At 65.1% G+C, this 19773-nt stretch carries 18 protein-coding genes; 8 read left to right on the forward strand and 10 right to left on the reverse strand.

Annotated elements, in window-relative coordinates:
• Positions 1-9: 9 nt before the first annotated feature.
• Entirely contained in the window at positions 10-270 is a 261-nt protein-coding gene (locus RM96_RS18895; RefSeq protein ID WP_039012845.1) for a helix-turn-helix domain-containing protein, read from the reverse strand.
• 73 nt (positions 271-343) lie between these two features.
• Here RM96_RS18895 and RM96_RS38720 point away from each other — a divergent pair, with 73 nt between their 5' ends.
• A complete protein-coding gene (locus tag RM96_RS38720) occupies positions 344-1102 on the forward strand; it encodes a hypothetical protein (protein WP_152624149.1) in 759 nt (252 codons plus the stop codon).
• A gap of 179 nt (positions 1103-1281) precedes the next feature.
• Positions 1282-1503 (forward strand): hypothetical protein, encoded by a 222-nt coding sequence (locus RM96_RS18905; protein ID WP_039012848.1) that lies wholly within the window; start codon positions 1282-1284, stop codon positions 1501-1503.
• Between the two features lie 123 nt (positions 1504-1626).
• Here the strand turns inward: RM96_RS18905 and RM96_RS18910 are convergent, their stop codons facing one another.
• The 5 genes from RM96_RS18910 to ychF all read right to left on the reverse strand — a co-directional run bounded on the left by RM96_RS18910 (position 1627) and on the right by ychF (position 7143).
• The gene (locus tag RM96_RS18910) at positions 1627-2175 is read right to left on the reverse strand and encodes a terminase small subunit protein (RefSeq protein WP_202966747.1); all 549 of its coding nucleotides are present in this window, start codon (positions 2173-2175) and stop codon (positions 1627-1629) included.
• A 1084-nt stretch (positions 2176-3259) separates the two neighbouring features.
• A complete protein-coding gene (locus tag RM96_RS18915; RefSeq protein WP_063926000.1) occupies positions 3260-3529 on the reverse strand; it encodes a helix-turn-helix transcriptional regulator in 270 nt (89 codons plus the stop codon).
• 198 nt (positions 3530-3727) lie between these two features.
• Positions 3728-4477 carry a hypothetical protein gene (locus tag RM96_RS36390; protein ID WP_152624150.1) on the reverse strand — a complete coding sequence of 250 codons (750 nt, stop codon included), beginning with the start codon at positions 4475-4477 and terminating at the stop codon, positions 3728-3730.
• A gap of 83 nt (positions 4478-4560) precedes the next feature.
• Entirely contained in the window at positions 4561-5829 is a 1269-nt protein-coding gene (locus RM96_RS18925) for a tyrosine-type recombinase/integrase (protein WP_039012849.1), read from the reverse strand.
• A gap of 222 nt (positions 5830-6051) precedes the next feature.
• Positions 6052-7143 carry a redox-regulated ATPase YchF gene (ychF, locus tag RM96_RS18930; RefSeq protein ID WP_039012851.1) on the reverse strand — a complete coding sequence of 364 codons (1092 nt, stop codon included), beginning with the start codon at positions 7141-7143 and terminating at the stop codon, positions 6052-6054.
• Positions 7144-7256: 113 nt separating this feature from the next.
• Here ychF and RM96_RS18935 point away from each other — a divergent pair, with 113 nt between their 5' ends.
• The 5 genes from RM96_RS18935 (at position 7257) to RM96_RS18955 (ending at position 14726) form a co-directional block, all read left to right on the forward strand.
• Complete coding sequence (locus RM96_RS18935) at positions 7257-8534, forward strand: UbiH/UbiF family hydroxylase (protein WP_039012852.1); 1278 nt, start codon at positions 7257-7259, stop codon at positions 8532-8534.
• A gap of 45 nt (positions 8535-8579) precedes the next feature.
• Positions 8580-9329, forward strand: coding sequence for a DsbC family protein (locus tag RM96_RS18940; protein ID WP_039012854.1), 750 nt, complete (start codon positions 8580-8582; stop codon positions 9327-9329).
• A gap of 113 nt (positions 9330-9442) precedes the next feature.
• Positions 9443-10447, forward strand: coding sequence for an acrylyl-CoA reductase (NADPH) (acuI, locus tag RM96_RS18945; RefSeq protein ID WP_039012855.1), 1005 nt, complete (start codon positions 9443-9445; stop codon positions 10445-10447).
• 64 nt (positions 10448-10511) lie between these two features.
• Positions 10512-12326 carry a M61 family metallopeptidase gene (locus RM96_RS18950; RefSeq protein ID WP_039012857.1) on the forward strand — a complete coding sequence of 605 codons (1815 nt, stop codon included), beginning with the start codon at positions 10512-10514 and terminating at the stop codon, positions 12324-12326.
• Positions 12327-12377: 51 nt separating this feature from the next.
• Positions 12378-14726 (forward strand): FUSC family protein, encoded by a 2349-nt coding sequence (locus tag RM96_RS18955; RefSeq protein WP_039012858.1) that lies wholly within the window; start codon positions 12378-12380, stop codon positions 14724-14726.
• Positions 14727-14736: 10 nt separating this feature from the next.
• Here the strand turns inward: RM96_RS18955 and RM96_RS18960 are convergent, their stop codons facing one another.
• A complete protein-coding gene (locus RM96_RS18960; RefSeq protein ID WP_039012859.1) occupies positions 14737-16098 on the reverse strand; it encodes an ABC transporter ATP-binding protein in 1362 nt (453 codons plus the stop codon).
• A gap of 7 nt (positions 16099-16105) precedes the next feature.
• Entirely contained in the window at positions 16106-17860 is a 1755-nt protein-coding gene (locus RM96_RS18965) for an ABC transporter permease (RefSeq protein WP_039012890.1), read from the reverse strand.
• A 221-nt stretch (positions 17861-18081) separates the two neighbouring features.
• Between RM96_RS18965 and RM96_RS18970 the strand changes: the two genes are divergently transcribed.
• Positions 18082-18354 carry an acylphosphatase gene (locus RM96_RS18970; protein WP_039012864.1) on the forward strand — a complete coding sequence of 91 codons (273 nt, stop codon included), beginning with the start codon at positions 18082-18084 and terminating at the stop codon, positions 18352-18354.
• A gap of 4 nt (positions 18355-18358) precedes the next feature.
• Here the strand turns inward: RM96_RS18970 and RM96_RS18975 are convergent, their stop codons facing one another.
• Positions 18359-19132 carry a uracil-DNA glycosylase gene (locus RM96_RS18975; protein ID WP_039012866.1) on the reverse strand — a complete coding sequence of 258 codons (774 nt, stop codon included), beginning with the start codon at positions 19130-19132 and terminating at the stop codon, positions 18359-18361.
• A 7-nt stretch (positions 19133-19139) separates the two neighbouring features.
• Complete coding sequence (locus RM96_RS18980; RefSeq protein ID WP_039012867.1) at positions 19140-19769, reverse strand: CYTH domain-containing protein; 630 nt, start codon at positions 19767-19769, stop codon at positions 19140-19142.
• Positions 19770-19773: the final 4 nt, after the last annotated feature.

The raw sequence follows: 19773 nt of genomic DNA on the forward strand, positions 1-19773 counted from the left end.
AACGGCTGGTCACGATAAACCGGAAATGCCGGTCACGATGCCGGAATCCGTGGTCACGATAATCCGGAATGACTGGTCACGATCGGCCGGAATACGCACGGTGAGATTGTGCTCACCGCGCTCAATCCCGCCCACATAGGAGCGATCCAAATCGGCGGCGTGTGCCAGTTCCTCTTGCGAAATCCGCAGATCCTTCCGAATGGTGCGTACCGCCTTGCCAATAGATGCAAGCGCGGGATTGCCAGCGTGTTTCGGGGAGGGTCTCGCCATGCGCCAATGTTCGGCATTTGACGGACCTGATACCACGGGATAGGATACCTAAAACAACCGCGGTCAAACTGACATGAGCCGAATCCTTCAGCTTCTATGTGCGACAGCTTGCTTTTTGCACCTGTCCGCAACGTCCGCTGAGATGGACGCAGTGCGGCGCGATACAACTAAAGCGATATATGTAAGTGGCGCGATTCGCCAAGGCGATGCCTCTCAGTTTGTCGCAAAACTTCGGTCCTTAGGTGTCTCTCCTTTGCCTGTATCGTCCACGCAATCCTATCCGCGTGCCACAGTCGTCGTTGATTCTCCTGGCGGTAATCTAAGGGATGCAATGGAGATTGGGCGTGCTATTCGAGCAAACAAGCTTCGGGTCGCGGTTCGGCCCGATGGCGAATGTCTAAGTTCGTGCGTCTATATCATCGCCGCTGGCGTAATTAGACTGCCATTGGGCAAGGTCGGTATTCACCGTCCTTACTTTGTCGATATCCCCAATCAGGGAGTGGATGTAGGTCTGCGCGAGACTCTGGTCGCCTCGAAGAAATATTTCGAGGAGATGAATATCCCTACAAATCTAGCGGATGAAATGTTTTCCATCCCCCCGGGAGACATCGAAATTCTGAGCGATGCCAAGCTCGCCTTCTATCGCCTTAATCAACCAGATATGGCCTTTGCTGAGGAAAATGCCATAAGGGCCGCCAGGGAACGAGGGATGAGTCGAGCAGAATACGGTCACCGAATGAGTCAGTTTGAGGCGCGCTTAAAGGCGTGTGACAGAGCGCCTGACTTCTATATCTGCGCAAATGACCTCATTGAGAAGTCTGGTCTACGTTAGCGTATTTTCCATTTGTCCGGCAGAAAGGAATTGGTGGGATCGATGAAAGGTTGTCCAAAAAAGGAAGGCTCGCCTCCGACTGACAGGGAATGAGGGTGTTCCGGCCCTCCGCGCGACATTACAACGCCATTGGCAGCGACTACGATTGAATCCCGGGATACCACTAAGATGGAGAGACAATGCTAGGACTCCAGTACACGGGGATGGTGCTGCGGCACTGGAAGCAGTGGCGCCCGAAGGCGTACAAGGAGATGCAGAAGGACGGGACGCTGCAGGACTTTGCCCAGAGCCTGAGCATGCAGGCGGCGACGCAGGTGGCCACCCTGATGGCAGCAGGGCTGCAGAAGCACGAGGCCGAGGAAATGGTTATGCCGGACATCCTGCTACCGCCGGAGGACTGATAAGCCGCGCAAGTCCCGCGCCAGGAAGCCGACCGGCGAGGCGCTTTGGTGTGCAGGGCGAGCGCACCCCGGGACTGTTCGTTGCGTCGCTTTAACTCGAGATTGAGTGCTGCGGAAAGCAAATCAATCATCCTCCTCGTCAAGCGGTTCGGCCACCGGCTTTATGTAGGTGCCTTGCACTTGCTTCAGCAGCATGGCCAGCGGGTTCTCTGCTTGGCCGCCGTGGGTTACATCTACTCGCTCCCCGTATTTCTTCGGCGCCAGCTTGGACATCAGCCACTTGCGCGTATCGACGCGCAGGCGCGAGCGCTGGATCACGTCATGGTCGATGCGCATGTTCCCGTCTTCGTCCTCGTAGGTATCGTTGGTGCCGTCGTCCGCAATCTCCAGAATCTGCTCGGCCATGAATTCCTGTTGCAGCTCCCTCGCGCGCGCGTACTGGGTGCGAAACTCCTCGTTCGTGTATAGCCAACGCAACACGGTCGCCTTGTCCGGCATCCCCTCGTCCGCGCATATCTTGCGCAAGCTCTCGCCGCAGGCGAGCCGGATGCAGATGGTTTCGGCCAGCCGCTGGGTGAATGATGATGGGCGTCCAATGGAGCGATTCGGTGCTACGTTCTTCGTCGCGGTTTTTGTCGGTTTCTTTTGGTTAGGCTGCTTTGCGGTGCTCATCTTCGTGACAGATTCTGTAAAGGGTTATGCAGTTCTCCATGACCACACGGAGCGCCGGCTCATGGCCCAGTGCACGATGTGGTGGGTGCGGAGATTTTCGATGCTGCCGCAGGGTGTGCGTGCGTGCCGCGCGTGCTCGGCACAGGATGCCCTCACTGTCTATCGCCTGAATCACCGTATGGCAAATTGCCGCCCCCGCGACGGCCACGGCTAGACGCAGGCCGTACACATCCTCCACCGAGACTCCTGGCGTCATCGACGGACGGCGTGCCGACTTGCTCGTAGGCGAGCGGCCATCCTGCACCCTCTGGCATTGCGCCGATGTGAGATTCGCGGTGCGCGGGCGATTCATCCATTGGCGTTTCACGCGCATGAAGCGACCTCCGCACCAGCATTCTTCGTAGATGGGACAGATTCCGCTGAGGGTATGGCTATATCTAGATACGCTCCGTGAGGCGGAGTAGGTATCCCCCCAAAAACACCCCGCATAGCTCCGCGAGACGGAGTAGGCGGAGCACCATCTACTCCGGGAGACGGAGCTATGCCGCGGCTCCTTGCTCCGTGAGACGGAGTAAGGGTGCTAATTTCATGTTGTGAAATTGTCCGGTAGGCGCGGGGGTTAATGTCCATTCCGTCTTTCACATCCAGCGGTCGCCAGCCCAAGGCATACCAAGCGGCCTTGTTTGGACGCTGCCCTTTCCGAGTCTCGACCAGCAGGCCGCACTTCAATAGTTTGTCCTTCGCGCGAGCAATGACATCGCTGCTTAGCCAGCCAAGCGGCTTTAGGTATTTGTCGCAGGCTACCAGCGAGCCGTTATTCCGCCCGTTGTACTGCATGACGATATCGAGCAGCAGCGACCTAGCCGGGTGGGGGCACGATCGGTATGCGGCACTCTGCATGACCCAATGTGGGATCCCAATAAATCTTTCAGTGGAGCGTTTCCTCACGCGACCCATTCACGCCCCCAAGAAGAACGAGAGGACAGTGCAGAGGCGGAGCAGAGCGGCCTGGCAGCGGTTACGGCATTCACTAAGCAACTCAGGGCGTGGACATGTACCTCCTTTTCTCGAGGTAGCATCACGATTAGCCCTCGCTGCGGTAGCCGGCAGGATCGGCAAGGTATTCGCGTATGGATGACGCATCCCAGGCGGTGACGCGTTCCGACAGCTTGACCGGCTTCGGGAATGTGCCAGCCTTCACCTTGCGCCACAGCGTGGCACTAGAGAACGGCAGGATGGCAGGGATCAGTTGGGATTGGCGAACATAGCCAGTCTCAGGGAGTTTTCCCAACAGTTGGGAGAGCAGCTTGGACGCCGTCGGGCGCTTTGCGTGCGTTGTGGTGCCTTGTCGCATACCGCGTTACCTCATGAAGTGAGTTGAAGCGGTATGGATTCTTTGCCACAAGAGGGGCTGGGAATAGATGGGCAGGTTACGAAAACCTGCCCCAAAAAAATGGGTGCGGGAGTGGGCGGGTTCCCCCGGAATCGGCGGGGGTAGAAGCCGCGCCAGCCTTGAAAGCCAGGAGTGGCGCGGGTCTTGGGGGTGGGTGGGTTATTCGTTAGGCGTCTTAGGTGCGCCGCCGCCGGGCTGCCAATTCGCTACCTTAGCAACCTCATCAATCCCGGTTTCGTTTAACTTCCCTTCGTCGTCGGTTAGGCCAAACTCTGCCGCATGTTCGCGCACCCACTTTGCAAGAGCCTGCTTCGGACTCGCGCCACCGGAATCGGTCACGGCTTGCCAGGCATGTACCGCCGCCGCCAGCTTAGCGGCATAGCGCGGATTGCCGGGATCAAGATAGTCGGGCGAATTCGTGCCAGCTGGGAAGAAAAAACCTGATCTGACGCCGCGCCGTTGCAGCCAGTCGATCAGATCATCCCTAGCGACCGTACTCAGGGACCAATCGGCGAACGGCTTGTAGAAAAAACTACTGCGGCCCACGTAGAGCTCTTCATCATCTTCTGCCGTGTTGCCATACTCCGGAGCGCCCACCTCCAACTCCGCGTACTCGATATCGGCCATCCGGTCCGCATACCCATAGTCGCGTGCCGAATAGCGGATGGCGGCATTCAGGCGGCCGTTCGTGATGGCTTTGCTAAGAGCGTCCAAGACAACGGGATACCGCGGAAAACTTTTGTGAATAAGACGACTGTCTTGCTCGCAACGCTGAACCAGCGTCGGACTGTAGCCTGCGACAAGCGCAGCAGCATCGGCGACGCTGAAATCCTCATGAAGGTTCCAGAGCTCATCGATATCACCGGTCCCATCGTGGGCACCATCCCCTTCAACGCATAGTTCAGTCACTTGCAAACTCCGAAGTTCCTTGTTCTTGCCGAAGCCGCGCCTGCCGTCATGCGATCGTTCCAGCCAGGCGTGGCTCTTACCCGTCAGGCGCGCTTGTTACCGATCGGCAACACCTTTGCCCCGTCCTTCCATGAATCCAGCATGTCCGCCCACGCCTGCATCATCTTGGTCCGGTCGGCCAGGTAGTCGGCATGGTTGTATGTTCGCCGCACGGCATTGGGCTCAGTGTGGGCTAGCTGCCGTTCGATCCAGTCGGCTGTGTAGCCCATTTCATTTAGGCGCGTGCTGCCGGTCGTGCGCGTAGCGTGCGGACTGTACTTGCCCGACCAGCCCAGGTATTTGAGGGCCTGACGCAAGGTGGCATCCGTCATAGGCATCGCGCGGTCGTCCCGGTTGGGGAACACGTGTGCGTGGCGGCCGGTGACGGCTTGCTGCGTGCGCAGCATTTCGATTGCCTGGCGCGGCAGCGGGACAATCTGTTCCTTCCGCTTCTTCATGCGCTCCGGGGGGATACGCCAGATTCCGGCGTCGAGATTCATCTCATCCCAGCGAGCGCCGACAACCTCGTTGGGGCGGCACAGGGTCATCCACATTAGGCGGAACGCCGCGACGGTCTGGAAGTTGCGTTCGTAGCCGTCCAAATCGCGGAGCAGTTGCCCGACCTCCTCGGTGCTGAGGGGGCGCTTGTGTTGTGTTTTGTTGGCCGGCAGCGCCTTGCGAACCGCGTACACCGGGTCAGTCTCGGCCCGCAGGGTGGACACCGCGAGCTCGAATACGCCGGACATGGTGCGTTTGGCTTCGGCCGCCACAGTGGGACCATTTTTCTCGGCGGCCGCCTTGAGGACGTCCAGGATGTGCGCCGGCTTGATTGAATCGACCGCCAGGCGCCCGATCTTAGGGAATACTACCCGGGCGAGCATGTCGAGCCGCCGGTCCTTCGTGACCTGCTCCCAGTCTTTCAGGCCCAACCACTCTCGTGCCACCGCTTCAAAGGTCACGGCGGATGCCTGCGCCCGCTGGATGCGCTCCAACTGCCGTCGATGTGCCGGATTGATCCCCTGCTTGACCAGGGCCCGAGCTTTGGTGCGTTCCTCCCTGGCCTCGGCCAATGTGAATCGGGCGCCGCCTCGGCGCGCTTGGGCTTGCGCCGGGGTTTCGCCGGCGGGTACGTAGACGTATTCGCCGATGGCAAACAGGTTTTCCTTGCGGACGCCTTCCGACACCAGCTCGAAGCGGTAGCGCCACGCTTTGACCCCGTTCGGCTTGACCTCAAGAAAGAGACCATTGCCGTCCGTCAGCTTGTAGGGCTTGTCCTTGGGCTTGGCGTTGCGGCATTGGGTATCGGTGAGCATGGCGGCCTCGAAAGCTAAGCAGGGCGCGGCATTCGGGAAAAACCGGGTACGAATTCTCCGTCCTGACCGGGTATGGCGCCCCCATACCCGACTTTGTACCCGGTTTTTGATGAGATGACAAGAAATCACGTGAGGCGACTGGAAACGAAAAAGCCCAGCAAATGCTGGGCTTCTGGGGGTTCGATGAGATCTTGTGAGATTTCTTGAAACGATGCCTTTGGCTTAGACGTTGAACAGGAAGTTCATCACATCCCCATCCTTCACCACATACTCCTTCCCTTCCGCCCGCATCTTGCCGGCTTCCTTCGCGCCAGTCTCACCCTTGTAGGCAATGAAGTCGTCGTAGGAGATGGTTTGGGCGCGGATGAAGCCGCGCTCGAAGTCGGTATGGATCACGCCGGCCGCCTTGGGGGCGGTATCGCCGACGTGGATGGTCCAGGCGCGGACTTCCTTCACGCCTGCGGTGAAGTAGGTCTGCAGGCCCAGCAGCTTGAAGCCGGCGCGGATCACGCGGTCCAGGCCGGGCTCTTCCATGCCGAGGTCGGCCAGGAACTCGGCCTTGTCGGCGTCGTCGAGGTCGGCGATTTCTGCTTCGATGGCGGCGCAGATGGCGACCACGGGCGAGCCGGTCAGCTTGGCGTACTCGCGCACGGCGTCCAGGTGCGGGTTGTTGTCGAAGCCGTCTTCACGCACGTTGGCGACGTACATGGTCGGCTTGGCGGTGATCAGGCAGAACGGGCGCATGGCCTCCCATTCCTCGGGCGACAGGTCCAGCGTGCGCACGGCCTTGGCCTGGTCGAGCACGGCTTGTGCCTTTTCCAGCACGGCGACCAGCCGCTGGGCTTCCTTGTCGCCGGCGCGGGCCGGCTTGATGTAGCGGGCCAGTGCCTTTTCCACCGTGGCTAGGTCGGCCAGCGCCAGTTCGGTGTTGATCACTTCGATATCCGACAGCGGATCAACCTTTCCGGCTACGTGGATCACGTTTTCATCTTCGAAGCAGCGCACCACATGGGTGATGGCGTCGGTTTCGCGGATGTTGGCCAGGAACTGGTTGCCCAGGCCTTCGCCCTTGGAGGCGCCGGCCACCAGGCCAGCGATGTCGACGAACTCGACCACGGCCGGCAGGATGCGCTCCGGCTTGACGATGTCCGCCAGCTTGCCAAGCCTCGGGTCCGGCACTTCGACCACGCCCACATTGGGCTCGATCGTGCAGAACGGGTAGTTTTCGGCGGCGATGCCGGCCTTGGTCAGGGCATTGAACAGCGTGGACTTGCCGACGTTGGGCAGGCCGACGATGCCGCATTGGAGGCTCATGGTGTCAGGCGGAAAATAGCAAAACCGATATTGTAGTCCACCGGGCCAGACGAAATGTCCGGCCGGGCCCGGAGCGGACGGGGCCGCGGGGGTGACGTAGCTATAATCCAGCCATGACCCGATCCCACGCGTCCGCGCGCAACTCCTCTGCTTTCCAGATCGCCGTCGTCGGCGGCGGCATCGTCGGCAAGGCCTGTGCCCTGCTGCTGGCGCAACAGGGCATGGATGTCGCCCTGGTCGCGCCGAAGCCGCCCAGGGGGCGCCAGCCCGCCGGGCCGGACGACTGGGACAGCCGCATCTACGCCTTCTCCGCCAGCTCGCAGGCGCTGCTCGAGCGCATGCGGGTCTGGGAGGCGCTTGACCCGGCCCGCATCCAGCCCGTGCGCGACATGCGCGTGTGCGGCGATGTCAGTGCGGCCGAGACCTCCCCCAGCCTGGACGGCGACCTGCATTTCTCTGCCTATGCGGCGGCGGTGCCGCAGCTGGCGTGGATCATCGAATCCGGCCACGTGGAACGCGCGCTGGATACCGCGCTGAGCTTCCAGCACCAGGTGAACTGGCATGACGACACCGCCGCGTCGTTCGAGCGCGACGGCGAGGGCGCCACGCTGACGCTGGCAAGTGGCGCGAAGGTCCGCGCGGCCTGCGTGGTGGGCGCGGACGGCGCGCGCTCGTGGCTGCGCCAGCAGTGTCATATCGGCGTGACCACGCGCAAGTACCGCCAGCTGGGCGTGGTGGCCAATTACGAATGCGAGCGGCCGCACCATGAAACCGCATGGCAATGGTTCCTGGGCGCGCCCGAGAAGCTGATGGCCGACGAGGAACCGGCCAACGGCGAGATCCTGGCGATACTGCCGTTGCCGGGCAATCGCCTATCGATGGTCTGGTCGGCCGACGAGGCCCACGCGCGCGACCTGCTGGCCCTGTCGCCGGAGGCGCTGGCCGCCACCGTGATGCAGGCTGCCGCTGGCGCCGTTGGCAGCCAGTTCGGCGCGCTGCGTTGCGTGACGCCGGCGCAAGGCTTCCCGCTGGTGCTCCAGCGCGCCGAGCAGTTCGTCCAGCCGCATGTGGCGCTGGTGGGCGACGCGGCGCATGTGGTGCATCCGCTGGCCGGGCAGGGCATGAACCTGGGCTTGCGCGACGTTGCGGAACTTGGCAGCGTGCTGGCCGCCAAAGAACCTTTCCGCGGCGAGGGCGACCTGCGCCTGCTGCGCCGCTACGAACGCGCCCGCGCCTCCGACCTGCTGTCGCTGACAGCGGCCACCGATGGCCTGCACCGGCTGTTCTCGCTACCCGGCAGCGTGGCCCGCGTGGTGCGCAATACCGGCATCCGGGCGGTAGGCAGCCAATCGCTGCTCAAGCGTTTCCTGATCGAGAAGGCACTGGGATAAGTCTCGCGCCACCGTCTAACCTGATACTGAATACCTGGAGTCGATATGTTCCAATTCCTGCGCCGCCACCCCGCCTGGGCAACCGCCATCGCCGGCGGACTGGCCGCGGCCGGCTTCGCGCTGCACGCCATGGCGGCTGGCGAGCCCGGTACTGACCGCATCAAGGAATCGCTGCAGAAGACGCTGGGCGGCCGCGCCGAGGTCAAGAGCGTGAACAAGACGCCGGTGCCGGGCGTGTTCGAGGCGAATATCGGCGGGCAGGTGGTCTACACCGATGCCACCGGCCGCTACGTGCTCAACGGCGAGATGATCGATACCAAGACCGGCACCAACCTGACCGAAGAGCGCCTGGCGGAAATCAACCGCATCAAGTGGTCGGACCTGCCGCTGGCCCGTGCGATCAAGTGGACCAAGGGTGACGGCAGCCGCCAGATCGCGGTGTTCTCGGACCCGAACTGCGGTTACTGCAAGCGCATCGAGCAGACCTTCCAGGAGATGGACAACATCACGGTCTACACCTTCCTCTACCCGGTGCTGTCGCCGGATTCGGCAACCAAGGCCAAGCAGGTCTGGTGCGCGACCGATCGCACCAAGGCGTGGCGCGACTGGATGCTGAACAGGGTGGCCCTGACCGGCAACGGCAGCTGCAAGACCCCGGTGGAAGACAACCTCGCGCTCGGCCAGAGCATGAACATCAACGGCACGCCGGCAGTGTTCTTCATGGACGGCACGCGCATTCCCGGCGCGGCCGACGCCGGCACGCTCGAACGCAAGCTCGCCAGCATCAAGAAATAACACGCAGCCGGAAGTGTCCCGGCTGGATGAAACGGCCGGACCCAGTCCGGCCGTTCTGCTTTCCGCTTCCATCCAGTCCGATCGCCGGCAAGGCGACAGAGGAGACACCCATCATGACCTTCCAGGCATTGCTGCTGACCCAGGCCGACGGCGCCACGCAGGCCAACATCGCCACCCTCGACGAGGCGCAGCTTCCGGCCGACGGCGATGTGCTAGTCGCCATCGACTACTCCACCATCAACTTCAAGGACGGGCTGGCCATTACCGGCCGCTCGCCAGTGGTGCGCAAGTGGCCGATGGTGGCGGGCATCGACGGCGCCGGCACGGTGCTGGAGTCCGCGCATCCGCGCTGGAAGGCCGGCGACAAGGTCATCCTGAACGGCTATGGCGTGGGCGAGACCCACTGGGGCTGCCTGGCGCAGCGCGCGCGGCTCAAGGGCGACTGGCTGGTGCGCCTGCCGGAGGCTTTCACCACGCGCCAGGCCATGGCAATCGGCACGGCGGGCTACACGGCGATGCTGTCGGTGCTGGGGCTGGAGCGCGGTGGCGTCAATGGCCCGGTGCGGCCCGGCGATGGCGAAGTGCTGGTCACCGGCGCCTCGGGCGGCGTGGGCTCGGTGGCGATTTCGATCCTGAGCAAGCTAGGCTATCGGGTGGTGGCATCGACCGGCAAGACCAAGGAGGCCGACTTCCTCAAGGCGCTCGGCGCCGCCGAGGTGATCGACCGCGCCGAGCTGGGCGTGCCCGGCAAGCCGCTGCAGAAGGAACGCTGGGCCGCGGTGGTCGATTCGGTCGGTTCATACACGCTGGTCAACGCCTGCGCGCAGGTGCGCTATGGCGGCGTGGTGACGGCGTGCGGGCTGGCGCAGGGGATGGACTTCCCGGCCTCGGTCGCGCCGTTCATCCTGCGCGGCGTGACGCTGGCCGGGATCGACAGCGTGATGGCGGCGATGGCCTTGCGCGAGCGCGCCTGGGCGCGGCTGGCGACCGATCTGGAGCCCGATCGCCTGAGCGCCATTACGCGTGAGATCGACCTGTCCGAGGCCGTCGAAGCAGGCCGGAAGATCGTCGAAGGCGGCATGCGCGGGCGGGTGGTGGTCAACGTTAATCGCGCCTGATCACCGGACTGCCGCAACCGCCGCACGCGGATCGCGCCGCACAGCCAACGTTACAATCCTGCCCATGACGCCGATCCGCTATGCCATTGCCCCGCTTCATCCTGAAGCCCATCTGTTCGCCGTCACCGTCACGGTGACCACGCCCGATCCCGCCGGCCAGCGTTTTGCCCTGCCGGCATGGATTCCGGGCAGCTACATGATTCGCGACTTTGCCCGCAACATCGTGCGCATCCGTGCCGATGCCGGCGGCAGGCAGGTGGCGCTGACCAAGCTCGACAAGCAGAGCTGGCAGGCCGAGCCGGTTGCCGCGACCGACGGGCCGCTCACGCTGAGCTACGAGGTCTACGCCTGGGACCTGTCGGTCCGGGCGGCGCACCTGGACACCACCCACGGCTTCTTCAACGGCAGTTCCGTGTTCCTGTGCGTGCAGGGGCAGGAAGACCAGCCGTGCACGGTCGATATCCACGCACCGGCCGGCGAGGCCTACCGCGACTGGCGCGTCGCCACCGCCATGCGCGAGGCGCCTGGCCGCGAGGGCGCAAAGCGCTACGGCTTCGGCCGCTACCAGGTGGCCGACTACGACGAGCTGGTCGACCATCCCGTCGAGATGGGCACCTTCCAGCTGGCCAGCTTCCGCGCGTGCGGGGCGCAGCACGACGTGGTCTTCACGGGCCGCGTGCCGCAACTCGACATCGATCGCGTCTGCCGTGACCTGAAGCGGATCTGCGAAACCCAGATACGGCTGTTCGAGCCCAAGACCGCGCGGGCGCCGTTCCTGGACAGCAACCGCCGCTACGTCTTCATGACGATGGTCACCACCGACGGCTACGGCGGGCTGGAACACCGCGCCAGCACCGCCCTGATGTGCGCGCGCGCCGATCTGCCCGTGCGCGGCGACAGCGAGTCCAGCGAGGGCTACCGGACCTTCCTCGGACTGTGCAGCCACGAGTATTTCCATACCTGGAACGTCAAGCGCATCAAGCCGGCCGCCTTCGTGCCATACCGGCTGGCGCAGGAAGCCTACACGCCGCTGCTGTGGCTGTTCGAAGGCTTCACCAGTTACTACGACGACCTGGTGCTGGTGCGATCCGGTTGCGTGACGGAAGAGCAGTATGTGGAGATGCTCGCCAAGACCTGGAACGGCGTGCTGCGCGGCAGCGGCCGCACCAAGCAGAGCGTGGCCGACAGCTCGTTCGACGCCTGGACCAAGTATTACCGCCAGGACGAGAACGCGCCAAACGCCATCGTCAGCTACTACACCAAGGGTTCGCTGGTGGCGCTGGCGCTGGACCTCACCATTCGCGACAAGACCAAGGGCCGCCGTTCGCTGGATGATGTCATGCGCGCGCTGTGGCGGCGGTATGGCCGCGACTTCTACGCGCCGGGCGCGACGCAGCGCGGCGTGACCGAGACCGAGGTCTATGCGCTGTTCGACGAGATAACCGGCGTGCGGCTCGGCCCGCTGCTGCGCTCGCTGACCGCAGGCACCGGCGAGCTCCCGCTGGCATCGCTGTTCAAGCCGTTCGGCGTCAAGGCCGAGGCGAAGAAGCCGTCCCGCACCGCTGCGCTCGGCATCAAGACCAAGACAGAGGACGGCTGGGTGCGCCTGACGCAGGTACTCGACGGCGGTGCGGCACAGGAAGCCGGGCTGTCGGCCGGCGACTTGCTGGTGGCGCTGGACGGCCTGCGCGTAGCCACCGGCCAGCTCGACAAGCTGCTGGCGCGCTATCGCGTGGGCGACCGGATCGAGGTGCACGCGTTCCGGCGCGACGAACTGCAGGTGCTGCCGCTGACGCTGGCGCGCGAGCCCGCCGCGCAGTACAAGGTGAGCCTGGAGAGCGGTCGCCACGCGCAGCGCACGCACTGGCTGAACCGCTGACGGGCGCGGCTGTCTCATCGCATCGCATCGTCTCCCGGCCGCTGATCCCCCATGCAATACGCGCACGATCCCCGCACCTTCCTCTACTCGCACTATGTCTATCGCGGGCTGCGCTCGGCGACGGGGGTGATCGGCGCCACGCTGATCGCCCTGCAGTTTTCCGACCTGCCCACCGCCATGGTGGTGTCGATGGGCGCGCTCTGCACCAGCCTGATGGACCTGCCCAGCCCGCTGAACCACAAGTTCAACGAGATGCTGGCGAGCGTGATCCTGTGCAGCGTGGTGACACTGGTGGTGGCGCTGGCCACGCCGTTCCCGCGCGTGATGCCGTTCGTGCTGGTGCTGGTCACCTTCATGGCCGGCATGATGACGGTCTACGGCAACAAGACCTTGCCGCTGCAGTTCTCGGCGCTGTTCGTGATGACGCTGACCATCAACGAGGATTTCGTGGTGCGGCGCGCGCTGGAGCATGCCGCGCTGTTCACGGTGGGCGCGGTGGCCTACCTGGCGTACTCGATGGTGGTGAGCTGGATCAACGAGCGGCGCACCAGGCAGCAGGTGCTGGCGGAATCGCTCTACGAGCTGGCCGGCTACCTGGAGATCAAGGCCGGTTTCTACGATGCCGGCAACGACTACGAGGCGCAGTTCAACCAGCTGGTGCGCCAGCAGATCGTGGTGGCGGAGCGCCAGCAGGCCTCGCGCGACCTGGTGCTGCGCGGCAACCGCACGCCGCATGACGGCCTGCTGGTGCAGGTGCACATGCGCATGCTCGACCTGTATGAGTACATCCTGTCCACCAACACCGACTACCCGCTGCTGCGCCAGACCTTTGGCGGCACGCCGGTGCTCGACCACCTGCGGCAACTGGTGCTGCTGATGTGCAAGGACGTGGAAGAGATTGCCTACGAAGTCACGCGTGACCGGCCTTCGTATGCGGCGGTGGACTATCGCAATGACCTGCACGCGGTGGAGCAGGAGATCGCGCAGCTGCGCCATCACCACGTCAATCCGGCCGCCATGACGGCGCTGGCGGAAACGCTCGACATGATCCGCGGCGCGATCACGCTGGTCGGCCAGCTGCATGAAGCATCGCGCACGCCCGTGGAGCCCGCCAAGGTGTTGCCCGGCTCCGACATGACGCCGTTTCTGACGCGCCAGAAGTACGAGCTGGGCGTGCTGGTCGACAACCTCCGCTGGCGTTCGCCGGCCTTCCGCTTCGCGCTGCGGATCTCGATGGCGGTGTCGCTGGGGCTGTGGATCACCGACCACCTGCCCTATGTGTCGCACAGCTACTGGATCCTGCTGACCATCATCGTGATCCTGAAGCCCAACTTCAGCATGACCAAGCAGCGCTACAACGACCGCGTGATCGGCACGCTGATCGGCTGCGTGGTGGCGGTGGGCATTCTGAAAGTGGTGCACCAGCCGCTGGTGCTGCTGGGCGTGCTGTTCCTGGCGCTGGTGGCCAGTGCCGCCTTCGTGACCATCAAGTACCGCTATACGGCGATCGCCGCCTGCATCCAGGTACTCATCCAGATCAACCTGCTGATGCCCGGCAGCCCGACCGTAGCGGGCGAGCGGCTGGTGGACACGGTGATCGGCGGCATTATTGCCTCGCTGTTCAGCTTCGTGCTGCCGAGCTGGGAATACCGCGCCATCCCCAAGCTGGTGGAGAACGTGCTGCAGGCCAACCGCCGCTATATTGCCGCCACGCGCGACCTGCTGCTGCGCCGCGCCAAGGACGATTTTGCGTATCGCGTGCAGCGCAAGCAGTTCATGGATGCCTTGTCGGCACTGATCTCGTCATTCCAGCGCATGATGGACGAGCCCAAGAGCCGGCATCGCGCGGTGGACAACCTGAACCGCTTCATCATTCAGAACTACCTGGTGGCGGCGCACGTGGCGGCGGCGCGAATCCAGGTGCGCCAGCACTATGGCGAGCTGGATATTCCGGCCGCCGAGGCCGCGATCGAAGCCGCCACCGATGCCGCCGGCCACAGCCTGCAGCTGGCCATTGAGCGGCTGGCCGCGGATGACCGCGTGGGCGGACGCGGGGCGGGCTTTATTCGCGCGGCCGCGGAACCGGCGGTCGCCGCCGTCGGGCCGCAGCCGATGACGGCCACCATACAGACGGGTGCTGCCGGAACGGATGCCGAAGAGGACGACGCCAACGAACGCCGCGCCCGCCTGGCCGATTCGGCCGACCGGCGCCGCGTCGACGTGCTGGTGCATGCTGCCGCGGCAGGGGAATCCAGCCATGAGGCGGGCCCCACTGCCAGCTCCACCGGACGCCCCGCCAACGCGGTCCTGGATCGCCGCCTGCGCGCACTGCGCGAGGACGCCGCCAAGATCGCGCTGCGCACCGGCGCCATCGGCCGGGCTATGCGGATGCGGAACTGAACGCAGCCGCTCAGGAATTCGGGCTGCCTGCAGCGCCGGCAGCCTCCGCAGGCTCCTCGCGCGGCAAAGTCAGCATGCCGCTGTTGTAGCTGTATTCGTAGACCTCCCCGTACCGGCCCCAGCCGATCGCCACGGTCAGCACGCGTTCGGCTTCCTCGGGCTTCAGGAACGCCTCCAGTTCGCGCAGCACCTGTTCTTCGCCGACCTCCCCATCCTCGGCGGCTTCCAGTTCGTGGCGGATATGGGCCGCCAGCGCCACGTGGGCCAGCAGCTGCTTGCCGAACAGCACCTTGCGCTCGCCCGGCTCGGTCTCGTAGTAGGTGCGGCCAAGTTCCGTGGCGGTGATGTCGCCGCGTTCGATGGCGACCAGCCCGAGCAATTGCAGGGCTTCGCACGCCGGCAGCAGGTCGTCGTCGGTCAGGCTGGCCTCGTCGGCCAGGTGCGGCAGGTCGGCGCGGCCGAAGAACGGCGATTCGCACAGCATGTCCAGGATGGCTTCCATCTGGCTGATGTCGGCATCGGGCAGCCGGTAGCCGATCTGCTGGGCGGGCGCGAGCGCCGGCACGCGCAGCTCCCGCACCGCGGGCGAGGTCATCAGCATGTAGACCTCGTCGATCAGCGCGCGCACCTGGGCCGAGTCGCGATTGCGCGGGCGCGCGAACGGCACCCGAACCTCGGCGCGGATGCGGCCCGGGTCGCTGGAGAGGATGACGATGCGGTCGGCCATCATCACGGCTTCCTCGATGTTGTGCGAGACGATCAGGATGCTCTTGATATTGGCGCGGCCGCTCTCCCACAGGTCGAGCATTTCGTCGCGCAGGGTCTCGCCGGTCAGCACGTCGAGCGCGGAGAAAGCCTCGTCCATCAGCAGCAGGTCGGGCTCGGTGACCAGCGCGCGCGCAATGCCCACACGCTGGCGCATGCCGCCGGACAGCTCGCGCGGCAACGCGCCGTTGAAGCCGGACAGCCCGATCATGTCGATGGCGGCCTCGGCCCGGCGCACGCGCTCGGCCTTGTGCACGCCCTGCGCCTCCAGCCCCAGCTCGACGTTCTGCTGCACCGTCAGCCAGGGGAACAGCGCAAACGACTGGAACACCATGGCGATGCCCTCGGCAGTGCCGCTCAGGCGGCTGCCGCGAAAGCGCACCTCGCCGCGATCCGCGCCGACCAGGCCGGCCATGATGCGCAGCAGCGTGGACTTGCCCGAGCCCGACTTGCCCAGCATGGCGACGATCTCGCCCTGGTGCAGCGTCAGGTCCACGCCCTCGAGCACCGCGCGGTCGCTCCGGCTGGCGGTGCGGAAGATCTTCGAGACGCCGCGCAGTTCGATCACGGACGGCGCAATGCCGGTGTGGTTCTGGTATTCAGCCATCGTTGCCTTACAAGCGGGTGCGCTCCTGCGCAAGTTGATACAGACGGTTCCACAGCAGCCGGTTGAAGCCGACCACGAAAAGTGCCATCACGCCGATACCCAGCGCAATGCGGGGAAAGTCGCCGCGGGACGTCATCTCCGCGATGTAGCTGCCCAGGCCGGTGGCGACCAGCGTGCGGTCGCCCCAGGTGACATACTCGGCCACGATACTCGCATTCCACGAGCCGCCAGCGGCCGTCACCAGTCCGGTCAGCAGGCTCGGGAACACGGCGGGAATCAGGAAGCGCTTCCACAGCAGCCAGCCGCGCAGCCCGAAGTTGCGCGCCGCAAGCCTCAGCTCGGTCGGGATGCCAGAGGCGCCGGCCACCACATTGAACAGGATGTACCACTGCGTGCCGAAGATCATCAGCGGGCTCAGCCAGATTTCCGGATTCAGGCCAAAGCGGGCGATCAGCACCACCACCAGCGGAAACATCAGGTTGGCCGGGAAGGCGGCGAGGAACTGTGCCACGGGCTGGGCGATGCGCGCCACCGACGGGTTCAGGCCGATGCGGATGCCGATCGGCACCCACACCAGCGCCGCCAGCGCGATCAGCACGATCACCCGCACCATGGTCAGCATGCCGAGCCAGAACACATGGCCGACTTCGGCCCAGCCCACTTCGCTGTGCACGAAGTGCATTACACGGTACAGCGCAAGCAGCGCCACCAGCACGATGGCGGCGTCGCGCAGGCGCTCGAACCGCTGGGCGCGGACCGGATCGCCCTCCGGTGCCGCTTGGGCGTGCCGGCGCGAGCCCCACGCCAGGGTTCGTTCGCCCAGCGCGGCGGCGCCCGCCAGCAGTGCGCTGACCCATTCCGAGCGGCGCAGCAGGTTCAGCAGCCAGGATTCCGGCTCTTTCTCCTGCGCCAGCGTCTCGAAGCGGAAGCGGTCGGCCCACGCCACCAGCGGGCGGAACAGCAGTTGGTCGTACAGCAGGATGCCGATCAGCATCGCCAGGATGGCCCAGCCGATGGCCGACAGGTTCTGCTGCTGGATGGCGAGCGCGATATAGGAGCCGATGCCCGGCAGCCGGATATCGTTGCCCGACACCGAAATTGCTTCGGACGCCACCACGAAGAACCAGCCGCCCGACATCGACATCATCATGTTCCACAGCAGCCCCGGCATGGCGAAGGGCACTTCGAGCCGCCAGAAGCGCTGCCACGGCGACAGCCGGAACATGGCGGCAGCCTCCAGCAGATCGCCCGGGATGGTGCGGAACGACTGGTACAGGCTGAACGCCATGTTCCAGGCCTGCGAGGTGAAGATCGCAAAGATCGCCGCGCACTCCACGCCGACCAGGTTGCCGGGAAAGAGCGCAATGAAGCCGGTCACCGTGATCGACAGGAAGCCCAGCACCGGGATCGACTGCAGGATGTCCAGCGCCGGCACCATGATCTTCTCGGCCGTGCGGTTCTTGGAGGCCAGCGCGGCAAAGGCCAGCGAGAACAGCAGCGAGGCCGCCAGCGCCGCCAGCATCCGGATGCTGGTGCGCATCAGGTAATAGGGCAGGTAGGCGATGTCGAGATGCACGTCGAGCGGCTCGCCCGGGCGGAACGGCGCGTTCATCTGCTGTGCCGCGAACGCCACCAGCACGATGACGGCCAGGATGATGGGCAGCAGCGCGAGGTCGAAGCGGTTGGGCGGCGCGGTCAGCAACTGGCTGTCGAAGCCAGGCGCTGGCGCGGGCGGGGCCGGATGGTTTTGGTCAGGCAGCATCATGGGGGCATCGTAGGCCGGAAGCGAGGAAGCCGGCCAGTCGGCCGCGGCGGGAGGCGGGCGCCATCACGATGAGCGAGGGCGGAACCGCGGAGTGCCGCGGGAATCACGCCAGGTGGCGCGCATTCTCTGGTAACGCTTGGGACAGCCGCCTAGTTTACGTGTTGTACGTGACAATTCGCGGCCGGGCTGTCCCGGCGGCGTCTGAGGAAGGAAATGCGATGGAAACCTGGCACATGACGGCGCGCGGACGGGTGCAGGGCGTGGGCTACCGGGCTGCCTGCGCCGAGGAGGCAATCGCCCTCGGCCTGGGCGGCTGGGTGCGCAACCGGGCCGATGGCACGGTCGAGGTCATGGCCTGCGGCACCACCGGGCAGCTGGAGGCACTGCGGCGCTGGATGGAGACCGGACCACCCGCGGCGCACGTGCTGCGGGTGGACGTCGAGCCCGGGCAGGGAGCGTTCGCGACGTTCGAGTTCCGGCCAACCATGTAGTGGCTCAGGCTTCCCGCCAGTCGATCGCGGTCCTGCCGTGCGCTTCCAGCCAGCGATTGGCTTCCCGGAAATGCCCGCAGCCGAGGAAGCCGCGGTGCGCCGACAGCGGCGACGGATGCGGGGCTTCCAGCACGCAGTGCTGCCCGTCGAGCAGCGGCTTCTTGGCCTGCGCATGGCTGCCCCACAGCAGGAACACCAGGTTCGGGCGGCTCGCGGCAAGCGCGTGGATCAGGCAATCGGTCACCGCCTCCCAGCCGCGCCGTGCGTGGCTGGCCGCCTGGCCCTGTTCCACGGTCAGCACGGTGTTCAGCAGCAGCACGCCTTGCCTGGCCCAGCCTTCGAGATTGCCGGAGGCGCGCGGCGCGGGTTCCTCGCCGTATTCGGCGGCGATTTCCTTGAAGATATTGCGCAGGCTCGGCGGCACCTTGATGCCTTCGGGCACCGAGAAGGCAAGGCCGTGCGCCTGCGGTAGCTCCGCGCCACCCACGGTGCCGGTGCCGTGGTACGGGTCCTGGCCGAGGATGACGACCTTCACCGCATCGGGCGGGGTCAGGTGCAGCGCATGGAAGACGCGATGCGGAAAGACCGGCTTGCCGGAGGCGCGTTCGCCATCGACGAAGGCGGCCAGTTCCTGCCAGGCGGGCACGTGGTCAATGCATGGCGCCAGCAGTTCGCGCCACGCGGCGGGCAGGGCATCGGCCTGGGCCTGGAGGCCGGCTACCGGGCCGGGTTCTGCTTTGGTGTCGGCGGTGTCGGGCGCGAAGAGGTCAGCTTGCATGCAGGTGTCAGGGAACGTCGTTCTGGGTGGTGCCGGCCAGCCGGTAGCCGCGCGCGGCCTTGCTCAGGTCGGAGGGCGCGAGCGCTGCCACGGACTGCAGGCGGGTGGCCAGTGCGCGCAAGGCGTCGGCAGCATGGGCGTTATCGCCTGACAGCCATTCCAGCTCGAGTTCCTGGATACGCTCCTGCGTGGCGCAGGCCGGAGCCGTGATGGTGCCGGTGTCTAGCGCCGCTTCGATCCGCGCGCCGTCCTGGCCGATCAGCCAGGTGCGGCGGACGAAGTCGGTGCGGAACACGGGCGCCAGGCGGTCGGCCAGCGGCGCCAGCAATGCGCGGGCCTCGGCCGGAAAGCGTTGCAGCTCGATCGCCTCGCCGGCCACTTCGGTTTCCCATTCGTGGCGGGTGGCGAGGCCAGACTGGCTGCTGCCAGCGGTCTTCAGCGTCTGCAGCCACTGAGCGCCCTTGCGGCGCAGCCGCAGCGCAGCGCGTGCGCGGGCCAGGTCGCGGGCCGGGGTGTCGAGGTAGACGTTGAGCAGGGTGGATTCGCCCTGCGGCTCGCTGTTGGCGTCGAGCCAGGCGGCGAGCGGGGCGAGGGCGTCATCCGGGACTGCCAGCTTGAGTTCGATTTCCTGTGCCATCGGG

The organism is Cupriavidus sp. IDO (assembly GCF_000812465.1).
In the GTDB taxonomy this organism is placed as follows: Bacteria; Pseudomonadota; Gammaproteobacteria; order Burkholderiales; family Burkholderiaceae; genus Cupriavidus.

What these genes read in the sequence shown, in the direction of transcription:
- RM96_RS18905 (WP_039012848.1), top strand. Translation starts at nt 1,282, where the DNA reads ATGCTAGGACTCCAGTACACGGGGATGGTGCTGCGGCACTGGAAGCAG.
- ychF (WP_039012851.1), bottom strand. Translation starts at nt 7,143, where the DNA reads ATGAGCCTCCAATGCGGCATCGTCGGCCTGCCCAACGTCGGCAAGTCC.
- RM96_RS18940 (WP_039012854.1), top strand. Translation starts at nt 8,580, where the DNA reads ATGTTCCAATTCCTGCGCCGCCACCCCGCCTGGGCAACCGCCATCGCC.
- RM96_RS38720 (WP_152624149.1), top strand. Translation starts at nt 344, where the DNA reads ATGAGCCGAATCCTTCAGCTTCTATGTGCGACAGCTTGCTTTTTGCAC.
- RM96_RS18975 (WP_039012866.1), bottom strand. Translation starts at nt 19,132, where the DNA reads ATGCAAGCTGACCTCTTCGCGCCCGACACCGCCGACACCAAAGCAGAA.
- RM96_RS18955 (WP_039012858.1), top strand. Translation starts at nt 12,378, where the DNA reads ATGCAATACGCGCACGATCCCCGCACCTTCCTCTACTCGCACTATGTC.
- RM96_RS18950 (WP_039012857.1), top strand. Translation starts at nt 10,512, where the DNA reads ATGACGCCGATCCGCTATGCCATTGCCCCGCTTCATCCTGAAGCCCAT.
- RM96_RS18910 (WP_202966747.1), bottom strand. Translation starts at nt 2,175, where the DNA reads ATGAGCACCGCAAAGCAGCCTAACCAAAAGAAACCGACAAAAACCGCG.
- RM96_RS18980 (WP_039012867.1), bottom strand. Translation starts at nt 19,769, where the DNA reads ATGGCACAGGAAATCGAACTCAAGCTGGCAGTCCCGGATGACGCCCTC.
- acuI (WP_039012855.1), top strand. Translation starts at nt 9,443, where the DNA reads ATGACCTTCCAGGCATTGCTGCTGACCCAGGCCGACGGCGCCACGCAG.
- RM96_RS18965 (WP_039012890.1), bottom strand. Translation starts at nt 17,860, where the DNA reads ATGCTGCCTGACCAAAACCATCCGGCCCCGCCCGCGCCAGCGCCTGGC.
- RM96_RS18925 (WP_039012849.1), bottom strand. Translation starts at nt 5,829, where the DNA reads ATGCTCACCGATACCCAATGCCGCAACGCCAAGCCCAAGGACAAGCCC.
- RM96_RS18960 (WP_039012859.1), bottom strand. Translation starts at nt 16,098, where the DNA reads ATGGCTGAATACCAGAACCACACCGGCATTGCGCCGTCCGTGATCGAA.
- RM96_RS18915 (WP_063926000.1), bottom strand. Translation starts at nt 3,529, where the DNA reads ATGCGACAAGGCACCACAACGCACGCAAAGCGCCCGACGGCGTCCAAG.
- RM96_RS18935 (WP_039012852.1), top strand. Translation starts at nt 7,257, where the DNA reads ATGACCCGATCCCACGCGTCCGCGCGCAACTCCTCTGCTTTCCAGATC.
- RM96_RS18895 (WP_039012845.1), bottom strand. Translation starts at nt 270, where the DNA reads ATGGCGAGACCCTCCCCGAAACACGCTGGCAATCCCGCGCTTGCATCT.
- RM96_RS18970 (WP_039012864.1), top strand. Translation starts at nt 18,082, where the DNA reads ATGGAAACCTGGCACATGACGGCGCGCGGACGGGTGCAGGGCGTGGGC.